Below are 18,615 nucleotides of genomic sequence, written 5' to 3'. Positions count from 1 at the left end.
ACCCAGCAGCAATATTACTGGTTATAGGCATTTTCGCCATGGCTGTTCACGTCCAGACCTTCGCGTTCCTGTTCTTCGGAAACACGCAGGCCGACCACCATATCGGCGATTTTGAAACCGATAAAGGCCACTACGCCAGACCACACCAGACAAACCACGATACTGAGCAACTGCACGCCGACCTGATGGCCCATGGTGACGCCTTCTGCATAACCGGTCCCTCCCAGAGAAGCGGCTGAAAATACGCCGGTCAGGATACAGCCAACGATGCCGCAGACACCGTGAACGCCGAAGACATCGCAGACATCGTCAACACGCAGCCATTTTTTCAGGGCCACCACACCCCAGAGTCCTGCTGCACCGCCCACCAGGCCGATAATCAACGCACCGCCAACGCCCACCGTTCCCGCCGCTGGGGTAATGGCGACCAGCCCGGCGATACAGCCTGAACAGGCACCGAGCAGCGATGGTTTGCCACGCAGCATCCACTCGGCGAACACCCAGGAAAGAATGGCGCCAGCGGTAGCAATAACAGTATTCAGGAAAGCCAAAGCGGCAATTGCATTGGCGGCGCTGGCTGAACCGGCATTAAAGCCGAACCAGCCTACATACAGAATGGCTGTGCCGGTGAAGACCATCGGCAGGTTGTGAGGTTTGAACGCTTCTTTACCAAAGCCTGAACGTTTACCCAACATATAAGCACCGACCAGGCCGGCGCTGGCGGCGTTGATATGTACGACGGTACCGCCGGCAAAATCCAGCGCGCCCTTGGCCGCCAGGAAGCCGCCGGCCCAGACCATGTGCGCCATCGGCAGATAGGCCAGAGTGAACCACACCAGTACAAATATCAGTACCGCAGAGAAGCGGATACGCTCAGCCAGAGCGCCAACGATAAGTCCAACAGTGATACAGGCAAAAGAGCATTGGAAGGCGACATGGATCAGCTGGTAAAAAGTCCCGCTCAACGCTTCCAATGGAATATTTTTCAGCATGGCCATATCAAAGCCGCCGAAAAATGCATTTCCTTCACTGAACGCCATTGAATAGCCATAAATCATCCACAGCACACAGACCATGGCAAAGGTTACCGCTACTTGAGTCAACATCGACAACACATTCTTGGCGCGCAGCAGGCCGCCGTAAAACAGGGCAATCCCGGGTAATGTCATAAAAAGCACCAACGCGGTGCAGATCATCATAAATGCGTTGTCGGCTTTATCGACCACCGGTGCGGCGGCGATTGCCCACGACGGCAGCATAGATACAGCACCGAGGCCAGCTAATGAGACGAGTTTTTTCATTTTCATTCTTCCCTATCTACACAATTTGCGCATGTCGTTTAAAGTGCTGCTTCGTCGGCTTCGCCGGTGCGGATACGAATGACCCGCTGCAACTCAGCAACAAAAATTTTGCCGTCCCCGATTTTCCCGGTGTAAGCTGCTTTACTGATGACATCAATCACTTCATCCAGCTGATCGTCAGCGATGGCAATATCAATTTTGACCTTCGGCAGGAAATTGACGCTGTATTCCGCGCCGCGATAAAGTTCTGCGTGGCCTTTCTGTCGTCCGAATCCCTTAACCTCGGTGACCGTCAGCCCTTGTATCCCAACAGAAGATAATGCTTCACGCACGTCTTCCAATTTAAATGGTTTAATCACCACGGTTACCAGCTTCATATACTCCCCCTCAAGAATGTAGATCCGAACTTGCGACCACTCAGGCTGATTAAAGCAAAGCATGTGCCACAAATGTGAAGTGATGTAAATATGCCGTCGGTAGCCGAGGAAGTGTGGCCGGTGCGCCTCGAGGAAGGCATAGTGGGTGAACGCCGAATAAAGCCGTAACTGCTAACGCACGTTTTTGGTGCGTAATGCCAGATTCAGGTGCGGGGCAGGCAGGATTTCGGCTGAGGGTGATCAATCACGGTGCGTGGAGTTGGGGAGTAGTGTCCAGCGCCTTGCCCGCCTGTTGCAGCCGGTACATCTGGTAGTAGCGTCCCTGTTTTTGCAGCAATTGCTTGTGGGAGCCCTGCTCTACCGCTTCTCCCCGATGCAATACCAGAATGTGATCGGCCTCGACAATCGTCGAGAGACGATGGGCAATAACCACAAGTGTGGTGTATTGCCTTACCAGGGCGAGTGCGCGGGCGATCGCTTGCTCAGTCCCGGAGTCAATATTGGCGGTGGCCTCGTCCAGGATAAGAATCTGAGGGGTCACCACCAGTACCCGCGCCATGGCCAGCAGTTGTTTTTGTCCAACCGACAGGGTATTGCCCTGCTCTCCCAACTCGGCATGGATGCCGTCGGGAAAAGACCTGACCAGTTCAGCCAACTGAACCTTCTCCAGTGCCTCCCAGGCCTGTTGTTCACTGACCTGTCGCCCAAGGGTGATATTGGCCAGTACGGTATCCGCCATGACCACCGGATCTTGCTGAACGATAGCCACTCCCTGGCGCAGCGCGCGGTGGCTCAGGCTGCTGATCGTACGCTGGTCCAGTAACAGTTCGCCAGCGTCGGCTGGATAATATCCCATGATAAGATTTGCCAATGTACTCTTACCGCTACCGGTATGTCCGACCAAGGCAACAAAATTGCGCGACGGTATTGTCAGCGAAATATTTTGCAGCACCGGCGTACCGGTGCGATAGGAAAACGTGAGATCGCGGATATCAATGCGGCCGCTGGTCAAGGGTCGATCGTCGCTGCCGTAGTTCTGCTGGTCGGCATCCATCAGTTCAAAGATACGCTCACCGGCAACGATTGCCTGCTGCAGCATTGATTGCTGGGTAGTCAATTCAATCAATGGCTCGTTTAAGCGGCCTAGATAGTTGATAAAGGCATACAGTACCCCGACCCCGATAGCGCCGGCAGGACTGAAGCTGAAGACCGCCAATAACCCGCAAAGCACCAGGGCGGTTAACAGGCTGAGCAACGGCCGTAACAAAAAGCCATCCAGGCGCAGTGTCTGCATCCTGGCAGTGAAATGCGCATTGCTGGCGGCAGAGAGGCGGTGGCCGAAACGTGCCTGCTGACGAAATTGCTGGATAAGGCTCATGCCACTGATGACTTCGTTAAAGCCGTCATTGATATCCGCCAGGTAACTGCGCACCTGGCGGACAATCGGAATGCTGTAGTACTGATAAATCGCCATGACTATCGCTACTACCGGGAAAATCACCAGTGCAATGGTGGCCATATGCCAGTCAAGCAGGAACATCGCCACCAGCGTGGTGCCAATCAGAGCCAGACAACGCAATACCGTCGCCATCACCGTGACGTACAAATCTTTTACCACTTCAGTGTCATTCGTCACCCGGGAGATAAGCTGCCCGACCGGTCGGGTATCGAAGGTGCTCAACGGCTGGCGCAGCGAGGCGTCCATGACTTCTGCGCGCAACTGCTGGACCACGCTGAGGGCGGTACGGTTGAACATCAACGACTGGTAATAGCGCAGCGAAGCAGCCAGCAGTTGCAGGCCGATAAAGGCCGCAGCCATCCCTGCGGCCAGCAGCATAGGAAACGACTCCATCGGCAGCACATGATCGATGAAATAGCTGATAACGATCGGTCCGGCCACCTCGGCCCCCGCCGCCAGCCATAGCAGCGCTACCGCCAGGGTGAGCGGCCGGCGATAAGGCCGGCTATAGCCTAGCAGCCGTTTCAACGTTGGCCACAGCGTACGCCAGTTATGCATGCGGGTCTCCCGGGTCGGCATTTTCGTCATTGAGGGCGGCTTCGATTTGCTGATACAGCGTCATGTCCCGATACCAACCGGGTTGCAGCTGCAGCTGGTCATGCCGGCCATGTTGCGTAATCGTGCCTCGTTGAAGCACCACGATTTCACTGGCCGAGCTCAGCGCGGACAAACGATGGGCGGTGATAATCACCGTCCGATCCCTGCCCCACTGGCGCAGGTTCTCCAGCACCTGGTATTCGGTTCTGCCATCGACCGCGGACAGCGCATCATCCAGAATCAGGATTTCCGATGCCAACAGCAGTGCCCTGGCAATCGCCAGCCGCTGTTTCTGGCCGCCGGAAAGCATCACGCCCCGCTCACCCACTTCGGTGTCGTACCCCTGAGGCAAACGCAGAATATCATCGTGGACACAGGCGAGCTTAGCGACAGACTCTATCTCCTGCTGGCTGGCTTCCGGTCGTCCTAGGCCGATATTGCTGGCGACAGTATCGGAAAAAAGAAACGGCGTCTGGCTGACGACGGCAATCCGGCTGTGCCAGCTGTCCAGTTTTAAACGGGGCAGAGGCTGAGAATGAAAACAGATGCTGCCCTCGGTCACATCGAAATGACGCTGGATAAGCGACAGCAGGGTGCTTTTACCCGCACCGGTCGGCCCGCAAATACCGAGCATCCGCCCGGGCGCAAGCACCAGCCTGATATCATGCAGCGCCGGCTGCGGGCTATGGGGATAAGTAAATTGGGTGATATCAACCGACAACGTACCCCGGCCTGGCGGTAAATCCAGCGTACCATCAACAACGTCGGCAGGGGTATCCAAAGTCTGACGGATGCGGCTGTAGGCGGCACTGCCGCGCTCAACGATGTTGAACATCCACGCCAGCGCCAGCATCGGCCAGATCATCAGCCCCAGATACATGATAAAGCTGGTGAGCTGTCCCAGCGTCAGCGCATCATGCGTCACCATCCAGCTGCCGCCGCCGATCGCCAAGAGGTTGGAGGTACCTATCGCCAGATAGATGGTGGGATCAAATCGGGCATCCACTCTGGCCACCAGCATATTTTTGTCACCGGCATCAACGGCCACCCGGGCAAATCGACCAGACTGGTAATCTTCCAGGCCGAAAGATTTAATCATGCGGATACTGCTGAGATTTTCCTGTGTCTGGTTATTGAGCGTGGAAAAGGCCGCCTGCGCAGTTTTGAACCGCTCGTGCAGGGCATCGCCATTGCGCTTGACCACCAGCGCCATCACCGGCATCGGCAGCAGCGACAACAATGTCAGTTCCCAGCTGATTTGCAGACTCATGACCAGCAACACCGAGCAGCCCATCACCATCGAGTCCACCAGCGTAAGCACGCCTTCACCCGCAGCGAATACCACCCGGTCTACATCATTGGTCGCCCGGGCCATCAAATCGCCGGTACGATGGCGCAGATAAAATCCAGGTAATTGTCGGCTCAATTGGCTGTAAAGCCTTGATCGCAGTTCAACCGCCAGTTGATAAGAGGCGCCAAACAGCAGTACCCGCCATACATAACGCAACAGATAGACCAGCAAAGCCGTCACGGCCATCACCGCCAGCCAGGTCAGGATGAGCCGCGTCGAGGCGCGTCCGGTCGTTACGCCGTCGATAATCACGCCAACCAGTTTTGGGGGTATCAGTTGCAGCAGGGCGATAATGATGAGCAGTCCGACCGAGCCAAGATAACGCCTCCACTCGCGACGAAAATACCAACTGAGTTGTGCAAATAATCTCACGCAGCCTCTTTCCTAAGCTATCCCGCCAGCCTTGCGACAACCGGCACCGGCACACTCGCCGGATCGGGCAAACCCCTATTATAGTGGTAAAACGGTAGTATTCTTAATTTTTTCCATGGCAAAACTGGTGGTTACATCGATTAAACCGGGAACGCCGTTAACCAACTGCTTATAAAAAAGATCGTAACTCTTCATATCGGCCACCAGTACCTGCATCAGGTAGTCATACTCACCCGCCATGCGATAAAACGCCAGTACCTGGGGCATGGTTTCCACGACCGACACCAACGCCTGATACCATTCGCTGGTATGGTGCTGGGTTTTAATCAGCACAAAAGCCGTTAGCGACAGGCCCAGTTTTTCATTATCCAGCAGGGCGACGCGGGCCCGGATTATACCGGCATCGTCGAGGCGTTTCAGGCGCTTCCAGCAGGGCGTCGTCGTCAGGTTTACAGCCTCGGCCAGCGACTGCAGCGAACTGGTGCAGTCTTGCTGCAGCATTGCCAATAATGCGCGGTCAATTTTATCCAGCATACCGGCGTTCCAGAGAATAATTTTCTCCTATTTGACGATTTAATAAAACAAATAGCAATTTAATTTTCGTTAATAGCCATTATGATATTTAGACTCATCACTAGGATAATCATTATGACCTCGCAGTGGATCAAACAGGCCGTCAATGCTATAGAAGCGGATTTTCAACGCTCGGCAGATACCCACCTTATTCGCTTTCAGCTGCCTGCCTTCGAAGGCATTTATTTTTACCTGAAAGATGAAAGCACTCACCCTTCGGGCAGTCTCAAGCATCGGCTGGCCAGGTCGCTTTTCCTGTATGGCCTATGCAATGGCTGGATCAAAGCCGGCAAGCCTATCGTTGAAGCGTCTTCAGGAAGCACTGCGGTATCGGAAGCCTATTTTGCCCGGCTACTTGGCCTGCCGTTTATCGCCGTCATGCCCGCCTGCACCGCCCGCCGTAAAGTTGAACAAATCAGCCAGTATGGCGGCAGCTGCCATTTCGTCGAACACAGCAGCCAGCTCTATGACACCGCTAAAAATCTGGCCGGTGAACTGGGCGGACATTATATGGACCAGTTTACCTATGCGGAAAGAGCCACCGACTGGCGGGGCAATAATAATATTGCCGACAGTATTTTCCGCCAGATGACCCGTGAACCCTTTGCCGAACCCAGCTATATCGTCATGAGCGCAGGCACCGGCGGTACCTCAGCCACCCTGGGCCGCTATATCCGTTATCGCGGCCACAACACCCGACTGGTGGTGGTTGATCCTGAAAATTCGGTTTTCCATGATTATTACCAGCAGGGCGACTGCGCTCTGACCTCTACGGCTGCCGGCAGAATTGAAGGCATCGGCCGACCCAGGGTGGAACCTTCGTTTATACCCGGCGTCATTGACGAAATGATCTCGGTACCTGACGCCGCCAGCATTGCTACGCTCTACTGGCTGGAGAAACTGCTCGGTCGACAGGTGGGCGGTTCCACCGGCACCAACGTGTGGGGCGTACTGCAACTCGCCCAGCGCATGCGTGCTTCAGGCCAACGAGGGGCCATTGTCACCCTGCTCTGTGACAGCGGTGAACGGTATCAGGACACGTATTATCGGCCTGAATGGGTCGCCGAACATATCGGTAGCCTGTCAGCCTGGACTGAGCAATTGAACGCCATTTAACCGCCCTGAGCCGGATCTCTGTTCATCCGGCTCCAGAGGCACTAACATAAGGGTTTTGCGTCCTTAGGGTTTATGATGAAACGAGCGGTGGTAGTTTTCAGTGGCGGACAGGATTCAACAACCTGCCTGATTCAGGCGCTAAGCCAATATGACGAGGTCCACTGCGTGACTTTTGATTATGGACAGCGCCATCGGGCGGAAATAGATATCGCCCGCGAACTGTCGGTAAGCCTGGGCGCGGTGGCCCATAAATTCATCGATGCCGGGCTGCTTAATGCGTTGGCAGTCAGCAGCCTGACTCGCGATAGCATTCCCGTTCCCCGGTTTGATGACCAAACTGATGCACTCCCCAGCACGTTTGTCCCCGGCCGCAATATCCTGTTCCTGACACTTGCAGCTATATATGCTTATCAGGTTGGTGCTGAATCGGTGATTACCGGCGTCTGTGAGACTGATTTTTCCGGCTATCCCGACTGCCGGGATGAATTTGTGCGAGCGCTCAATACTGCGGTGACGCTGGGCTTGGCTCGGCATATTCGATTCATCACTCCCCTGATGTGGCTTAATAAGGCTGAAACCTGGGCTTTAGCCGCTCACTATGGAAAACTGGACGTGATTCGTCATCACACGCTGACCTGCTACAACGGTATCAAAGGGGACGGGTGCGGCGAATGTGCAGCATGTCATTTACGCGCAAAAGGTCTGGCAGACTATCAGCAGGATCCGACAGCAGTAATGGCATCATTGAGGCGAAAAAGCCCTCAGTTATGACCCGCCCTGACAGAAAAATGATCATAGAAGAGGGAATGGCTATTCCCTCTTCGGGCTTATCATCGGCAAATGGATATACATCGGCAATTAACCCGTGCCGTTAACGCAAAATTTATTTCTTTTTCAACTTCTTGCGTAAGTTCATATTGAGCAGTTGCCGAAGTTTCTTGATTTCAGCTTCGGTCAAGGGCTGCTCAGTGACCTCCTGGGTATCCTGACTGTCGATGCCCGCATGCTGGCCATAAGCACCGCTTTCACTGTCCTGATTTATGCTCAATACCAGCCTTTCACCAATCTCCGCACTCATGGAAACACTTTTCTCTTCCGCGATGGCCTTAATCTTTTCTTTTAGCTCAACCGGTAACTTAATGGTTAGATTAGCTGTATCACTCATTAGTGCATTCCCAATTTAAGGTGAAAGACTAAATTAGGAAATCTGGGCATCGAAGTCTACACTGTCACAAAAATTTAATATAATCAGTCACCTTCATCTACCGTCACCTCATTATAGGCGTTATGAATTAAGCGGCTTTTAGGACAGAAACAAACCTTTCTCTTTCAAATTGGCCATTCAGGTCCAGACGTGAAATAACGCTGTCACCCTAACGCGGGCTAATCAGGTCCGGACTGATATAACGAAAGCGTGGCGATTGCATTAAAAGTCGATAATATCTTTATTACGCTTGATGATGGCGGGGCCAATGCCTTTAACTTTCGACAGATCCTCAATATTGGTAAAAGGCCCATTCTTTTCACGATAGCTGATGATTGCCTCAGCTTTTTTGGGGCCGATGCCGTTCAGCGCGTCGGCAAGATCCTCTGCATCGGCGGTATTGATGTTCACTTTATCGTCGCTACCCTCTTTTGCTTTCTCGGTAGTTGTGTTACGGCTACCCCCTGAGTGCCTGTTTTTCTTGGCTTTATTATCCGCCGCGCTTGGTTCAGAAGGTCGAGGGCCACCGCTGTCTTTTTCTGCCGCGGCCTTAGTCTGTTTTGCAGGGGCAGCGCTGTCATCCTTCTCTATCAGCGCACTGAGACTCCTTCCTTCAGCAGTGCTGTCGCCCTTCTCGGCCAACACAGCATCGCCTCTATGCTTCTCGATGCTGTCGCCCTTGTCGGACGACTTACCACCGTCCTTAGGCTTCGCAAAGCGGTCTTCCAATGATGCGTCAGCACTGTCTTCCGCTTCATCATCTTCGTCTTCACCGGGTTGGAGAGTCGATGGTCCGGAACTGTTGACGGCGGCGGCAGGCGCATGCCTGGGGGCGGGGGCGGGACCGGCAAGTGCGCTATGAAAACTGCCGAACAGCAGTGACGCCATTAGCATCATGCCGCAGGCAGGTAGGGTAGTTAATCGCATGATAGGTTTCTCCTTGTAGTATCACCCTGCCAGCATGTCTTAACGCTAACCACACGACAATTGGCATCCGCCGGATATGCAAAAGGCCGCGTAAGCGGCCTTTTGGTATTACAGCAAACTCAGATTATTTGAGACCTTTATTGCATTTGTGCGGCACTGCCCATTTTGATCTTGGCATCGCTGCGAAGGTCGTTTATCAGCGCATCGAAGGTAACGCCGGTCATACCCTGGTTCAGTTGCGAGACAAACTGTCCGCGCTGCTGGTCATCCAGTTTACGTGGGGTGACGCTTTCCAGCGCGACCAGAACAATATTGCCCTTGGCATCTTCGGACATACCGTAAGAGGGTTTGCCTTGCTGCGGCTGCGGCAGGGCAAAAATAGCCCGCGACAGCGCGTCATTCTGCATGGCGGAGTCATAGGTCTGCCCATCGCTGAATGCGATACCGGCGGACTTGAGCGCATCGTCGGCCTTAGCCTGCTTCAGTGAAACCAGCAGCTTTTGGGCGTCAACCCGCGCCTGCCGGATAGCCTTCTCGCGTTTGACCTGCAGCTCAACCTGCCCACGCACCTTTTCCAGCGGTTGAATGCTTTCAGGCCGGTGGCCCGAGATACGCAGAATCAGCGCGCGATCGCCATCCAGGGTGACCAAATCAGAATTATTACTCGGCGCGCCATTGCTGCCCAGCAATGAGCCATTGAACAAGACTTGACTGACCGCATCGGTATTCAGCGCTTCAGGCAGGTTATCCCGGGTAAACCAGTCGGTCTGAACAATTTTGCCGCCGATAGCCGCTTGGGCGGACTCCAGCGATTCGTTATCGTTACTGGCCGCATCGCTCGCTTTCTGCTGCTCGGCATAGTAGGCATCCAGTGATTTCTCCTGCTTCACTTTCGCCGCCACCTGGTCGCGAACGGCAGCCAGCGGTTTTACCTGTTGCGGCTGGATATCATCAAGACGCGCCACCAGGAAACCGACCGAAGAAGTAATCACGCCGGAAAGTTGGCCCTTGTCATTCAGTTGGGCTTTTTGCAGCTCTTCGACCGTAGATCCCTCTTCCATCCAGCCGATATCGCCACCATTCTTGCCGGAGATAGCATCTGAGGATTTTTCTTTGGCCAGTGTAGCGAAATCGGCGCCTTTTTTCAGTTGATCCAACACCGCAGCGGCGTCCGCCTCAGTATTGCTCTGGATGATGCTGTAACGCTTACGGGCCGGCTGAGCGAACTGTTCCTGATGCTGGTCATAGTAGCTTTGCACTTCAGCGTCGCTGACCGTGGTCTTATCCATGATGGCTGCGGCATCCATCATCAGGTAGCTGACCTGGAAGGCTTCAGGAGACAGGTATTTTTCCTTGTTTTGCTGGTAGCTGGACTGGATCTCATCATCAGAAACGGTCTGCTTTTGCGCCAGCGCATCAATATCAAAGGTGGCCAGGCGAGCCTGGCGACTCTGAACCGCAACCGACAGCAGACGTTCGGTTTCCTCCGGCAGCATAAAGCCGGTACCGGCCAAACCCTGGATCAATTGCTGGGTCAGCAGTTGCTTACGCATCAACTGAGCATATTGATCGGCGCTGAGACCCATATTGGCAATCATGGCGCGGTATTTGGCATTATCGAATTTATTATCGGTCCGAAATGCCGGTATGTTGAAGATAGCCTGACGCACCTGTTCATCGCTGATGGCAAGCCCGAGGGTTGCCGCATATTGATCAAGCAGGGTTTCGTCGATCAGTTGCGACAGCACCTGCTGGCGCATCTGCTGCATATAACCATCCTGGCTTGCCAGCGTAGAAAAGGCTGCGCCCATGGATTCCTGCTGGCGGCTGCGTTCATTCTGAACGGCCTGTTCAAGCTGAGCACGGCTGATTTGCTGCCCGTTGACTTCGGCGGCATAATCACCGCCGCCACCGGCCACGTAACCACCTACGCCGGTCAGCACGAATGAAAGAGCTATAAGTGCCAGAAGAATTTTGAGCACGACGTTATTAGCGGCCGCGCGTAAATTGTCCATCATGGTGTGACAACACTCCGCTGTAGTATGAATGAAACCTCTGCGCCGGTAACCGGGTCCCGCCTTCATGGCGTGTTGCCGGTAAAAGCCGCTGCGCGCTAAAGCTATTTCTCTGACAACGGCTTTGGCAGTCTGTCAGCGATTACATAAAAAAAGGCACATCATGGCGATGTGCCTTGTATTCTACCCTACCCTATCCCCTGCGTCAGGTAATAGTTTGCCGTAAAAAACGGCTGGGTAACAATCAGTTGACAGCGTCTTTCAAGCCTTTTCCAGCGCGAAAACCGGGCACTTTGGCAGCCGGGATACTGATTTCTTTGCCGGTCTGGGGGTTGCGGCCAGAACGGGCTGAGCGCTCACGTACGGAAAAAGTGCCAAAACCCACCAGCGCCACTTCTTCTCCCTGCTGCAAAGTCTCTGTCACCGAACCAATGATGGCGTCCAGTGCACGTCCGGCCGCGGCTTTGGAAATATCTGCGTTTGCGGCAATTTTGTCGATCAGTTGTGACTTGTTCACTCTTTCATCCCCTCTAAAATTCTCTCGTCGCGGTGGATTGTCCCTAAACGCGACAGCGCAGCTGTTATATCAAGCCTGTTGGCCCCAGGCAAGCATGCCCGGGATGTTACCTGTACCAAACCGGATCTAACTTAACGGTACAAAAAAAAGCTGGCAAGTACGATTTCACCTGCCAGCCCGATTTTAACGCTAAATAGGATTACGACCGATTATTTTACCGTCTCCGTGACCACTTCCATACCAAAAGGCGCATTCTGCAACGCCAGAGTAAGGACTTCGTCAATACGCTGCACCGGATGGATATCCAGGTCGCGAATGACATTGGCAGGCATATCTTCCAAATCGCGTTTATTCTCAAAAGGAATAAGTACCGTCTTGATGCCGCCGCGGTGGGCTGCCAGCAGCTTTTCCTTCAGGCCGCCAATCGGCAACACCTGACCACGCAAAGTGATCTCACCGGTCATGGCGACATTGGCGCGCACCGGATTGCCGGTCAGGCATGAAACCAGAGCCGTGCACATGGCTATCCCGGCACTCGGACCGTCTTTCGGTGTAGCGCCTTCAGGAACATGAACGTGAATATCGCGCTTTTCATAAAAATCGGGATTGATACCGAGTTTGTCGGCACGGGCGCGCACCACGGTCAGCGCTGCCTGGATAGACTCCTGCATGACTTCACCCAGGGAACCGGTGTAGGTGAGCTTGCCTTTACCGGGCACACACGCCGTTTCGATAGTCAGCAAGTCGCCGCCGACTTCAGTCCAGGCGAGACCGGTCACTTGGCCAATGCGGTTTTCACCTTCAGCACGTCCGTAGTCGAAGCGTTGGGTTCCCAGGAACTCATGCAGGTTATCGCCATTGATATCGATGTGCTTGATACTCTTGTCCATCAGCAGCGTCTTGACCGCTTTCCGGCACAGCTTGGAAATTTCACGCTCCAGGTTACGTACGCCGGCTTCACGAGTGTAGTAACGGATGATGCCTATCAGGGCACTGTCATCCACGGTAATTTCGCTGTTCTTGAGCGCATTGCGTTCGATTTGCTTTTGCAGCAAATGCTCACGGGCAATGTTTAGCTTTTCATCTTCGGTATAACCGGAGAGGCGAATGACTTCCATACGATCAAGCAGCGGCGCCGGTATATTCATGGAGTTGGAGGTGGCGACAAACATCACATCCGACAGATCGTAATCGACTTCCAGATAGTGATCGTTAAATGCCACATTCTGTTCCGGATCCAGGACTTCCAGCAGGGCTGACGCCGGATCGCCACGCATATCCGACGACATCTTGTCGATCTCGTCGAGCAGGAACAGCGGATTCTTCACACCGACCTTGGACATCTTCTGAATCAACTTGCCCGGCATTGAGCCGATATAGGTGCGGCGATGGCCACGGATTTCAGCTTCATCACGTACCCCACCCAGGGCCATACGGACATACTGGCGACCGGTCGCTTTGGCAATTGACTGTCCAAGGGAGGTTTTACCTACCCCTGGCGGCCCCACCAGGCAAAGAATAGGGCCTTTGATCTTACTTACTCGGCTCTGAACCGCTAAATATTCAAGGATACGATCCTTGACGCGTTCCAGACCATAATGATCTTTATCGAGTACTTCCTGCGCCTTGACCAAGTCTTTTTTAACCTTGGTGCGAGCATGCCATGGCACCGACAGCATCCAGTCGATATAACCACGCACCACCGTCGCTTCGGCAGACATCGGCGACATCATCTTGAGTTTCTGCAGTTCGGCTTCGGTTTTTTCGCGCGCCTCTTTAGGCATTTTGGCTGCTTCGATTTTACGCTTCAGCGCTTCGTTTTCGTCCGGCGCATCATCCATCTCGCCCAGCTCTTTCTGAATGGCCTTCATTTGCTCATTCAGATAATACTCACGCTGGCTTTTTTCCATCTGTTTCTTGACGCGATTGCGGATACGTTTTTCAACCTGCAACAGGTCGATTTCGGATTCCATCATCGCCATCAGGTATTCCAGGCGCTCGGTAATGTCGGCCATTTCCAGCACTGATTGTTTATCGCTGAGCTTAAGCGGCATATGGGCGGCAATCGTATCGGCCAAGCGCGCGGCATCGTCGATGCTGTTAAGCGAAGTCAGCACTTCAGGCGGGATTTTTTTGTTAAGCTTGATGTAGCCTTCGAATTGATTGATCGCGGTGCGAACCAGCACTTCCTGCTCACGCTCATCAATTTCGGGCGACTCGAAATAGTCTGCCTCAGCCTGAAAGTAATCACCACTGTCAGACAGTTGGGTAATACGGGCGCGCTGGAGCCCTTCCACCAGTACCTTTACCGTGCCATCAGGCAGTTTCAGCATCTGGAGAATCGAAGAGACGGTACCGACCGAGAAAAGATCGTTAATGCCCGGCTCGTCCGTTGAAGCTTCCTTTTGCGCCACCAGCATGATTTTCTTGTCACTATCCATGGCAGCTTCAAGACACCGTATCGACTTCTCCCGACCAACAAACAGCGGTATCACCATGTGTGGATACACCACTACATCGCGAAGAGGCAATACGGGTATTTCAATGCGTTCGGAACGCTCAGCATTCATAGAGCTCTCTCTTAGTTTAGCTTCCGCCAGATTTAGGGGATTCGCAAAACTCGGCTTTAGCCAGTTTTATCAAGTATAGGTATTTGAGTATATTGGGGCGAATCACTCACATTCAACGGTAAGAGTAACCGAAAAAAAAAGGGGGAAAGAATTCCCCCTGTACTTTTATGGTAAGCCTGTCCGGCCGTGCGTGTTTATTCGCCGGAGGCTTGCTGAGCCTCATGCTTGCCGTAAATCAGCAACGGCTCCGACTGGCCGGCGATCACCGACTCATCAATGACGACTTTTTCCACGCTGTCCTGAGACGGCAATTCGTACATGGTTTCCAACAGAGCCGCTTCAACGATAGAGCGCAGACCTCGAGCGCCGGTCTTGCGCGCCATCGCTTTCTTGGCAATCGCCGTCAGCGCTTCATCCCGGAATTCAAGCTCGACCCCTTCCAGGTTGAACAGCGCCTGGTACTGCTTGGTCAGGGCGTTTTTAGGCTCACGCAGAATCTGAATCAACGCGTCTTCGCTCAGCTCGTTAAGGGTAGCAACGACCGGCAGACGGCCGATAAATTCGGGAATCAAACCGAATTTGATTAAATCCTCCGGCTCTACCTGAGTCAGCAACTGGCCTTCAGTGAACTTCTCTGAGCTGGCTTTTACCGTGGCGCCAAAACCAATGCCGCGACCGGTTTCAGTACGCTGCTCAATCACCTTGTCGAGGCCAGCAAAGGCACCACCGCAGATAAACAGAATCTTGGAGGTATCAACCTGCAAGAATTCCTGTTGCGGATGCTTACGCCCACCCTGGGGAGGAACGGCAGCGATAGTGCCTTCGATCAGTTTCAGCAGCGCTTGCTGGACGCCCTCACCGGACACGTCACGAGTGATTGACGGGTTATCCGACTTACGTGAAATTTTGTCGATTTCATCGATGTAGACAATGCCGCGCTGCGCCTTCTGCACGTCATAGTCACATTTTTGCAGCAATTTCTGGATAATATTCTCGACGTCTTCACCCACATAACCGGCTTCAGTCAGGGTGGTGGCGTCCGCCATGGTAAAGGGAACGTCAAGGAAGCGTGCCAGCGTTTCAGCTAACAGTGTCTTCCCGCTACCGGTCGGGCCAATCAGCAGAATATTACTCTTTCCAAGTTCAATGCCGTTGCTGGTATCACCGTTGCGCAGACGCTTATAGTGGTTATAAACCGCCACGGCGAGGACTTTTTTTGCCTTTTCCTGGCCGATGACATAATCGTCCAGATGGTGACGAATCTCGTGCGGCGTCGGCAACGCGCTACGTTCCCGATGAGGCGCTACCTCTTTAATCTCTTCGCGGATAATGTCATTGCATAAATCGACGCATTCATCGCAGATATACACGGACGGCCCGGCGATTAGCTTGCGCACCTCATGTTGGCTTTTACCGCAGAAAGAGCAATACAGCAGCTTTCCTGAACCGTCTTTGCGCTTATCTGTCATCAGTAAACCTCTTCTTTGCGACTGCTTAACTTTCACCTGTCGCGGCAGGGTCTACTCTCCTGCCGAACGACTCACTACATTAACTATAGCCTATGGCATGCCGGAATTATCGGCTTAGCCACGCTGACTCATGACTGAATCCACCAATCCGTATTCTACCGCCTCATCAGCGGAGAGGAAACGGTCACGTTCCGTGTCACTCTCTATTGTTTCAAGAGAGCGTCCCGTATGTTTGGCCATCAACTCATTCATCCGGGATTTCACCTTCAGTATTTCCCGCGCATGAATTTCAATATCGGTTGCTTGCCCCTGGAAACCGCCTAATGGCTGGTGAATCATCACCCGGGAATTGGGCAGGCAGTGACGTTTGCCTTTAGCGCCGGCGGTCAGCAGGAATGCTCCCATTGAACAAGCCTGTCCCATGCAGATGGTGCTGACATCGGGTTTGATAAACTGCATGGTGTCATAAATAGACATCCCTGCGGTGATCACTCCACCGGGAGAGTTGATATAAAGGTAAATGTCTTTTTCAGTGTTTTCGGCTTCGAGGAACAACAGCTGGGCGGTGATGAGATTCGCCATGTGATCTTCGACCTGGCCGGTCAAAAAGATAATACGTTCTTTTAACAGGCGCGAGTAGATGTCGAACGAGCGTTCGCCTCGTGAAGTCTGTTCTATTACCATCGGCACCAGGGCCATATGGGGTGCTAATTGATCTCTTTCGCCACTGTAGGACATTATCGTCTCCTAGATAAATTTCGCTTGGCGCTATCACTTTTCCAATTCTACGCGAGATGGATAATGATCACCATGTACGGCAACCGGGCTGCCTTGTTAACCAGACCGGCATTATCAGTCTGGGAGATCACTGAGATCTGAGCTTTATTATCCCCTTTCTTATTTAGATGGGGGCCAGCAATCACTTTTCAAGCACTGACAACGCCGACATTTGCAGATAGTCCCCGTCCCGGGGTTATCTTCAACCGCCATGCCCCATTTTTAACATTGCATGGCATATAAATATAGCGTTAATTATCTCTTAAGGAATGATGAAATCATGCCATAAAAACAAAAAAACCTGCCATCCAGGATGACAGGCTTTCAATGATAAACAGGCCTTTAGCGCCAGGATGACCCTGGCTCGGCATCTTATCAGGCCGTGGCCGGCTGGTTCATCAGCTCATTGAAAGTGGTTTCTTTCTCGCTGACTTTTGCATTCGCCAACAGAGCTTCAACCGCTTGTTCTTCCAGGGCAACATTACGCATATTGTTCATAAGTTCTTGGTTTTTACCGTAGAACTCAATCACTTCCTGCGGATCTTCGTAAGCAGACGCCATTTCTTCGATCAGCGTGTTGACACGCTCATCATCAGCTTTCAGCTCGTGGGTCTTGATCACTTCGCCCAGCAAAAGACCAACGATCACACGACGTCTGGCCTGCTCTTCAAACAGTTCGCGCGGCAATTCAAGCGCCTGTTTTTCATCACCACCGAAACGCTGGGCAGCCTGACGACGCAGCACATCGATTTCGCCGTCTACCAGGGCAGCAGGCACGTCGATGCTGTTCGCATTGATAAGACCGTCGATAACCTGGGTCTTCACACGGCTGCGTACCGCATTTTTCAGCTCACGCTCCATGTTCTTGCGTACTTCTGCACGAAGGCCGTCCAGAGAACCATCGGCAACACCAAAGCGCTTGATGAATTCTTCGGTCAACTCAGGCAGTTCACGCTGTTCGACTTTCTTCAAGACAATGGCGAATTTCGCCGCTTTGTCTTTCAGGTTTTCAGCGTGGTAATCGGCTGGGAAAGTGACATCGATTTCAAAACTTTCACCGGCTTTATGGCCGATAACGCCGTCTTCGAAACCAGGGATCATGCGACCCTGTCCCATGGCAAGCACAAAATCGCTGGCTTTACCGCCTTCAAACTCTTCACCATCGATAGTGCCGGTGAAATCAACCGTGACGCGATCTTCCTTGTCAGCGGCAGCATCGGTTTCTTTCCAGTCAGCCTGTTGCTTGCGAAGCGTTTCAAGCATGGTATCAACATCGGCATCATTGACAGAAACCTTTGGCTTTTCGACTTCGATACCATCGAGTCCTTTGAGCTCAACTTCCGGGTAAACTTCAAACTCTACCGCGTAAGAGAAATCTTCGCCGATTTTGTAATCGCCGGGCACATAATTAGGCGCGCCGACCGGATTGATTTTTTCCTGGATGATGGCATCGACAAAATTGCGCTGCATCAGATCGCTCAGAACATCCTGGCGTACGGATGAACCGTAACGCTGAGCGACGATGTGATGCGGAACCTTTCCTTTGCGAAAGCCATCAATGCGAACTTTCTTGGCGACATTCACCAGTTCGCTTTTTACCGCTTGTTCAATGGCATCGGCGGCGACGGTGATGGATACGCGGCGCCCCAGGCCTTCAGTGGTCTCAACAGAAACTTGCATCTCGTTACCTCAAAAAATCACAGTGCTCGGTCAACTCCAGAAGCCGTTTTCAAAGAAGCGGTCATCCAGGTCCACTGACGTGAAAATGGCCTCTTAAAACCGGGAGGAATACCTGTTTTGATTCCTGTTGCCCGTCGTCGTCAGAAGCATCCCGAATACATTCCGGAAATATAAGACGCGGCATTATAGCGGTATCGTCTTTATGAGTCGAGAACAGCGCGTAAATTGCCTGACAAGCGGGGGTTTAAGGATAAAAAAGAAAAAAAACGGCCAACGGGCCGTTTTCAGCAGCGGTATTCCACCGGCAGAG

General features: G+C 53.0%; 15 protein-coding genes. 2 read left to right on the top strand and 13 right to left on the bottom strand.

Annotated features, from left to right (window positions below):
- Positions 1 to 14: 14 nt before the first annotated feature.
- The 5 genes from amtB to EDC52_RS14755 all read right to left on the bottom strand — a co-directional run bounded on the left by amtB (position 15) and on the right by EDC52_RS14755 (position 5,991).
- Complete coding sequence (amtB, locus tag EDC52_RS14775) at positions 15 to 1,301, bottom strand: ammonium transporter AmtB (RefSeq protein ID WP_165911727.1); 1,287 nt, start codon at positions 1,299 to 1,301, stop codon at positions 15 to 17.
- A gap of 38 nt (positions 1,302 to 1,339) precedes the next feature.
- Positions 1,340 to 1,678 carry a P-II family nitrogen regulator gene (gene glnK, locus EDC52_RS14770; protein ID WP_024104989.1) on the bottom strand — a complete coding sequence of 113 codons (339 nt, stop codon included), beginning with the start codon at positions 1,676 to 1,678 and terminating at the stop codon, positions 1,340 to 1,342.
- Between the two features lie 244 nt (positions 1,679 to 1,922).
- Positions 1,923 to 3,695 carry a SmdB family multidrug efflux ABC transporter permease/ATP-binding protein gene (locus EDC52_RS14765; RefSeq protein ID WP_131866198.1) on the bottom strand — a complete coding sequence of 591 codons (1,773 nt, stop codon included), beginning with the start codon at positions 3,693 to 3,695 and terminating at the stop codon, positions 1,923 to 1,925.
- A complete protein-coding gene (locus tag EDC52_RS14760) occupies positions 3,688 to 5,457 on the bottom strand; it encodes a SmdA family multidrug ABC transporter permease/ATP-binding protein (protein WP_131866196.1) in 1,770 nt (589 codons plus the stop codon). Before EDC52_RS14760 ends, EDC52_RS14765 begins: the two co-directional genes overlap by 8 nt.
- A 78-nt stretch (positions 5,458 to 5,535) precedes the next feature.
- Positions 5,536 to 5,991, bottom strand: a complete 456-nt coding sequence (locus EDC52_RS14755) for an Lrp/AsnC family transcriptional regulator (protein WP_131866194.1) — start codon at positions 5,989 to 5,991, stop codon at positions 5,536 to 5,538.
- Positions 5,992 to 6,105: 114 nt separating this feature from the next.
- Here EDC52_RS14755 and EDC52_RS14750 point away from each other — a divergent pair, with 114 nt between their 5' ends.
- The gene (locus tag EDC52_RS14750; RefSeq protein ID WP_131866192.1) at positions 6,106 to 7,146 is read left to right on the top strand and encodes a PLP-dependent cysteine synthase family protein; all 1,041 of its coding nucleotides are present in this window, start codon (positions 6,106 to 6,108) and stop codon (positions 7,144 to 7,146) included.
- Positions 7,147 to 7,221: 75 nt separating this feature from the next.
- A complete protein-coding gene (queC, locus tag EDC52_RS14745) occupies positions 7,222 to 7,917 on the top strand; it encodes a 7-cyano-7-deazaguanine synthase QueC (RefSeq protein ID WP_131866314.1) in 696 nt (231 codons plus the stop codon).
- Between the two features lie 112 nt (positions 7,918 to 8,029).
- Here queC and EDC52_RS14740 read toward each other — a convergent pair whose 3' ends face one another.
- From EDC52_RS14740 to tig, 8 genes are all read right to left on the bottom strand, one after another.
- A complete protein-coding gene (locus tag EDC52_RS14740) occupies positions 8,030 to 8,311 on the bottom strand; it encodes an Arc family DNA-binding protein (RefSeq protein ID WP_131866190.1) in 282 nt (93 codons plus the stop codon).
- Positions 8,312 to 8,572: 261 nt separating this feature from the next.
- Positions 8,573 to 9,238: a ComEA family DNA-binding protein gene (locus EDC52_RS20360; RefSeq protein WP_131866189.1), complete on the bottom strand. Its 666-nt coding sequence runs from the start codon at positions 9,236 to 9,238 to the stop codon at positions 8,573 to 8,575.
- A 176-nt stretch (positions 9,239 to 9,414) separates the two neighbouring features.
- Positions 9,415 to 11,295 (bottom strand): peptidylprolyl isomerase, encoded by a 1,881-nt coding sequence (gene ppiD / locus EDC52_RS14730; protein ID WP_131866187.1) that lies wholly within the window; start codon positions 11,293 to 11,295, stop codon positions 9,415 to 9,417.
- Positions 11,296 to 11,536: 241 nt separating this feature from the next.
- On the bottom strand, positions 11,537 to 11,809 hold the full coding sequence (hupB, locus tag EDC52_RS14725; protein ID WP_131866185.1) for a nucleoid-associated protein HU-beta: 273 nt from the start codon (positions 11,807 to 11,809) through the stop codon (positions 11,537 to 11,539).
- A 209-nt stretch (positions 11,810 to 12,018) separates the two neighbouring features.
- On the bottom strand, positions 12,019 to 14,379 hold the full coding sequence (lon, locus tag EDC52_RS14720) for an endopeptidase La (protein WP_165911726.1): 2,361 nt from the start codon (positions 14,377 to 14,379) through the stop codon (positions 12,019 to 12,021).
- Between the two features lie 194 nt (positions 14,380 to 14,573).
- The gene (clpX, locus tag EDC52_RS14715; protein WP_131866181.1) at positions 14,574 to 15,848 is read right to left on the bottom strand and encodes an ATP-dependent protease ATP-binding subunit ClpX; all 1,275 of its coding nucleotides are present in this window, start codon (positions 15,846 to 15,848) and stop codon (positions 14,574 to 14,576) included.
- A gap of 114 nt (positions 15,849 to 15,962) precedes the next feature.
- Entirely contained in the window at positions 15,963 to 16,586 is a 624-nt protein-coding gene (gene clpP, locus EDC52_RS14710; protein WP_131866179.1) for an ATP-dependent Clp endopeptidase proteolytic subunit ClpP, read from the bottom strand.
- 414 nt (positions 16,587 to 17,000) lie between these two features.
- A complete protein-coding gene (gene tig / locus EDC52_RS14705) occupies positions 17,001 to 18,305 on the bottom strand; it encodes a trigger factor (RefSeq protein WP_131866177.1) in 1,305 nt (434 codons plus the stop codon).
- Positions 18,306 to 18,615 lie beyond the last annotated feature (310 nt).

This window comes from Biostraticola tofi, from assembly GCF_004343195.1.
GTDB lineage: Bacteria > Pseudomonadota > Gammaproteobacteria > Enterobacterales > Enterobacteriaceae > Biostraticola > Biostraticola tofi.
Note: the sequence above shows the minus strand (reverse complement) of the source record. Positions and strands in the feature narration are given on the sequence as shown.

What these genes read in the sequence shown, in the direction of transcription:
- EDC52_RS14755 (WP_131866194.1), bottom strand. Translation starts at nt 5,991, where the DNA reads ATGCTGGATAAAATTGACCGCGCATTATTGGCAATGCTGCAGCAAGAC.
- EDC52_RS14765 (WP_131866198.1), bottom strand. Translation starts at nt 3,695, where the DNA reads ATGCATAACTGGCGTACGCTGTGGCCAACGTTGAAACGGCTGCTAGGC.
- lon (WP_165911726.1), bottom strand. Translation starts at nt 14,379, where the DNA reads ATGAATGCTGAGCGTTCCGAACGCATTGAAATACCCGTATTGCCTCTT.
- clpX (WP_131866181.1), bottom strand. Translation starts at nt 15,848, where the DNA reads ATGACAGATAAGCGCAAAGACGGTTCAGGAAAGCTGCTGTATTGCTCT.
- EDC52_RS20360 (WP_131866189.1), bottom strand. Translation starts at nt 9,238, where the DNA reads ATGGCGTCACTGCTGTTCGGCAGTTTTCATAGCGCACTTGCCGGTCCC.
- ppiD (WP_131866187.1), bottom strand. Translation starts at nt 11,295, where the DNA reads ATGATGGACAATTTACGCGCGGCCGCTAATAACGTCGTGCTCAAAATT.
- EDC52_RS14750 (WP_131866192.1), top strand. Translation starts at nt 6,106, where the DNA reads ATGACCTCGCAGTGGATCAAACAGGCCGTCAATGCTATAGAAGCGGAT.
- amtB (WP_165911727.1), bottom strand. Translation starts at nt 1,301, where the DNA reads ATGAAAAAACTCGTCTCATTAGCTGGCCTCGGTGCTGTATCTATGCTG.
- tig (WP_131866177.1), bottom strand. Translation starts at nt 18,305, where the DNA reads ATGCAAGTTTCTGTTGAGACCACTGAAGGCCTGGGGCGCCGCGTATCC.
- clpP (WP_131866179.1), bottom strand. Translation starts at nt 16,586, where the DNA reads ATGTCCTACAGTGGCGAAAGAGATCAATTAGCACCCCATATGGCCCTG.
- queC (WP_131866314.1), top strand. Translation starts at nt 7,222, where the DNA reads ATGAAACGAGCGGTGGTAGTTTTCAGTGGCGGACAGGATTCAACAACC.
- EDC52_RS14740 (WP_131866190.1), bottom strand. Translation starts at nt 8,311, where the DNA reads ATGAGTGATACAGCTAATCTAACCATTAAGTTACCGGTTGAGCTAAAA.
- glnK (WP_024104989.1), bottom strand. Translation starts at nt 1,678, where the DNA reads ATGAAGCTGGTAACCGTGGTGATTAAACCATTTAAATTGGAAGACGTG.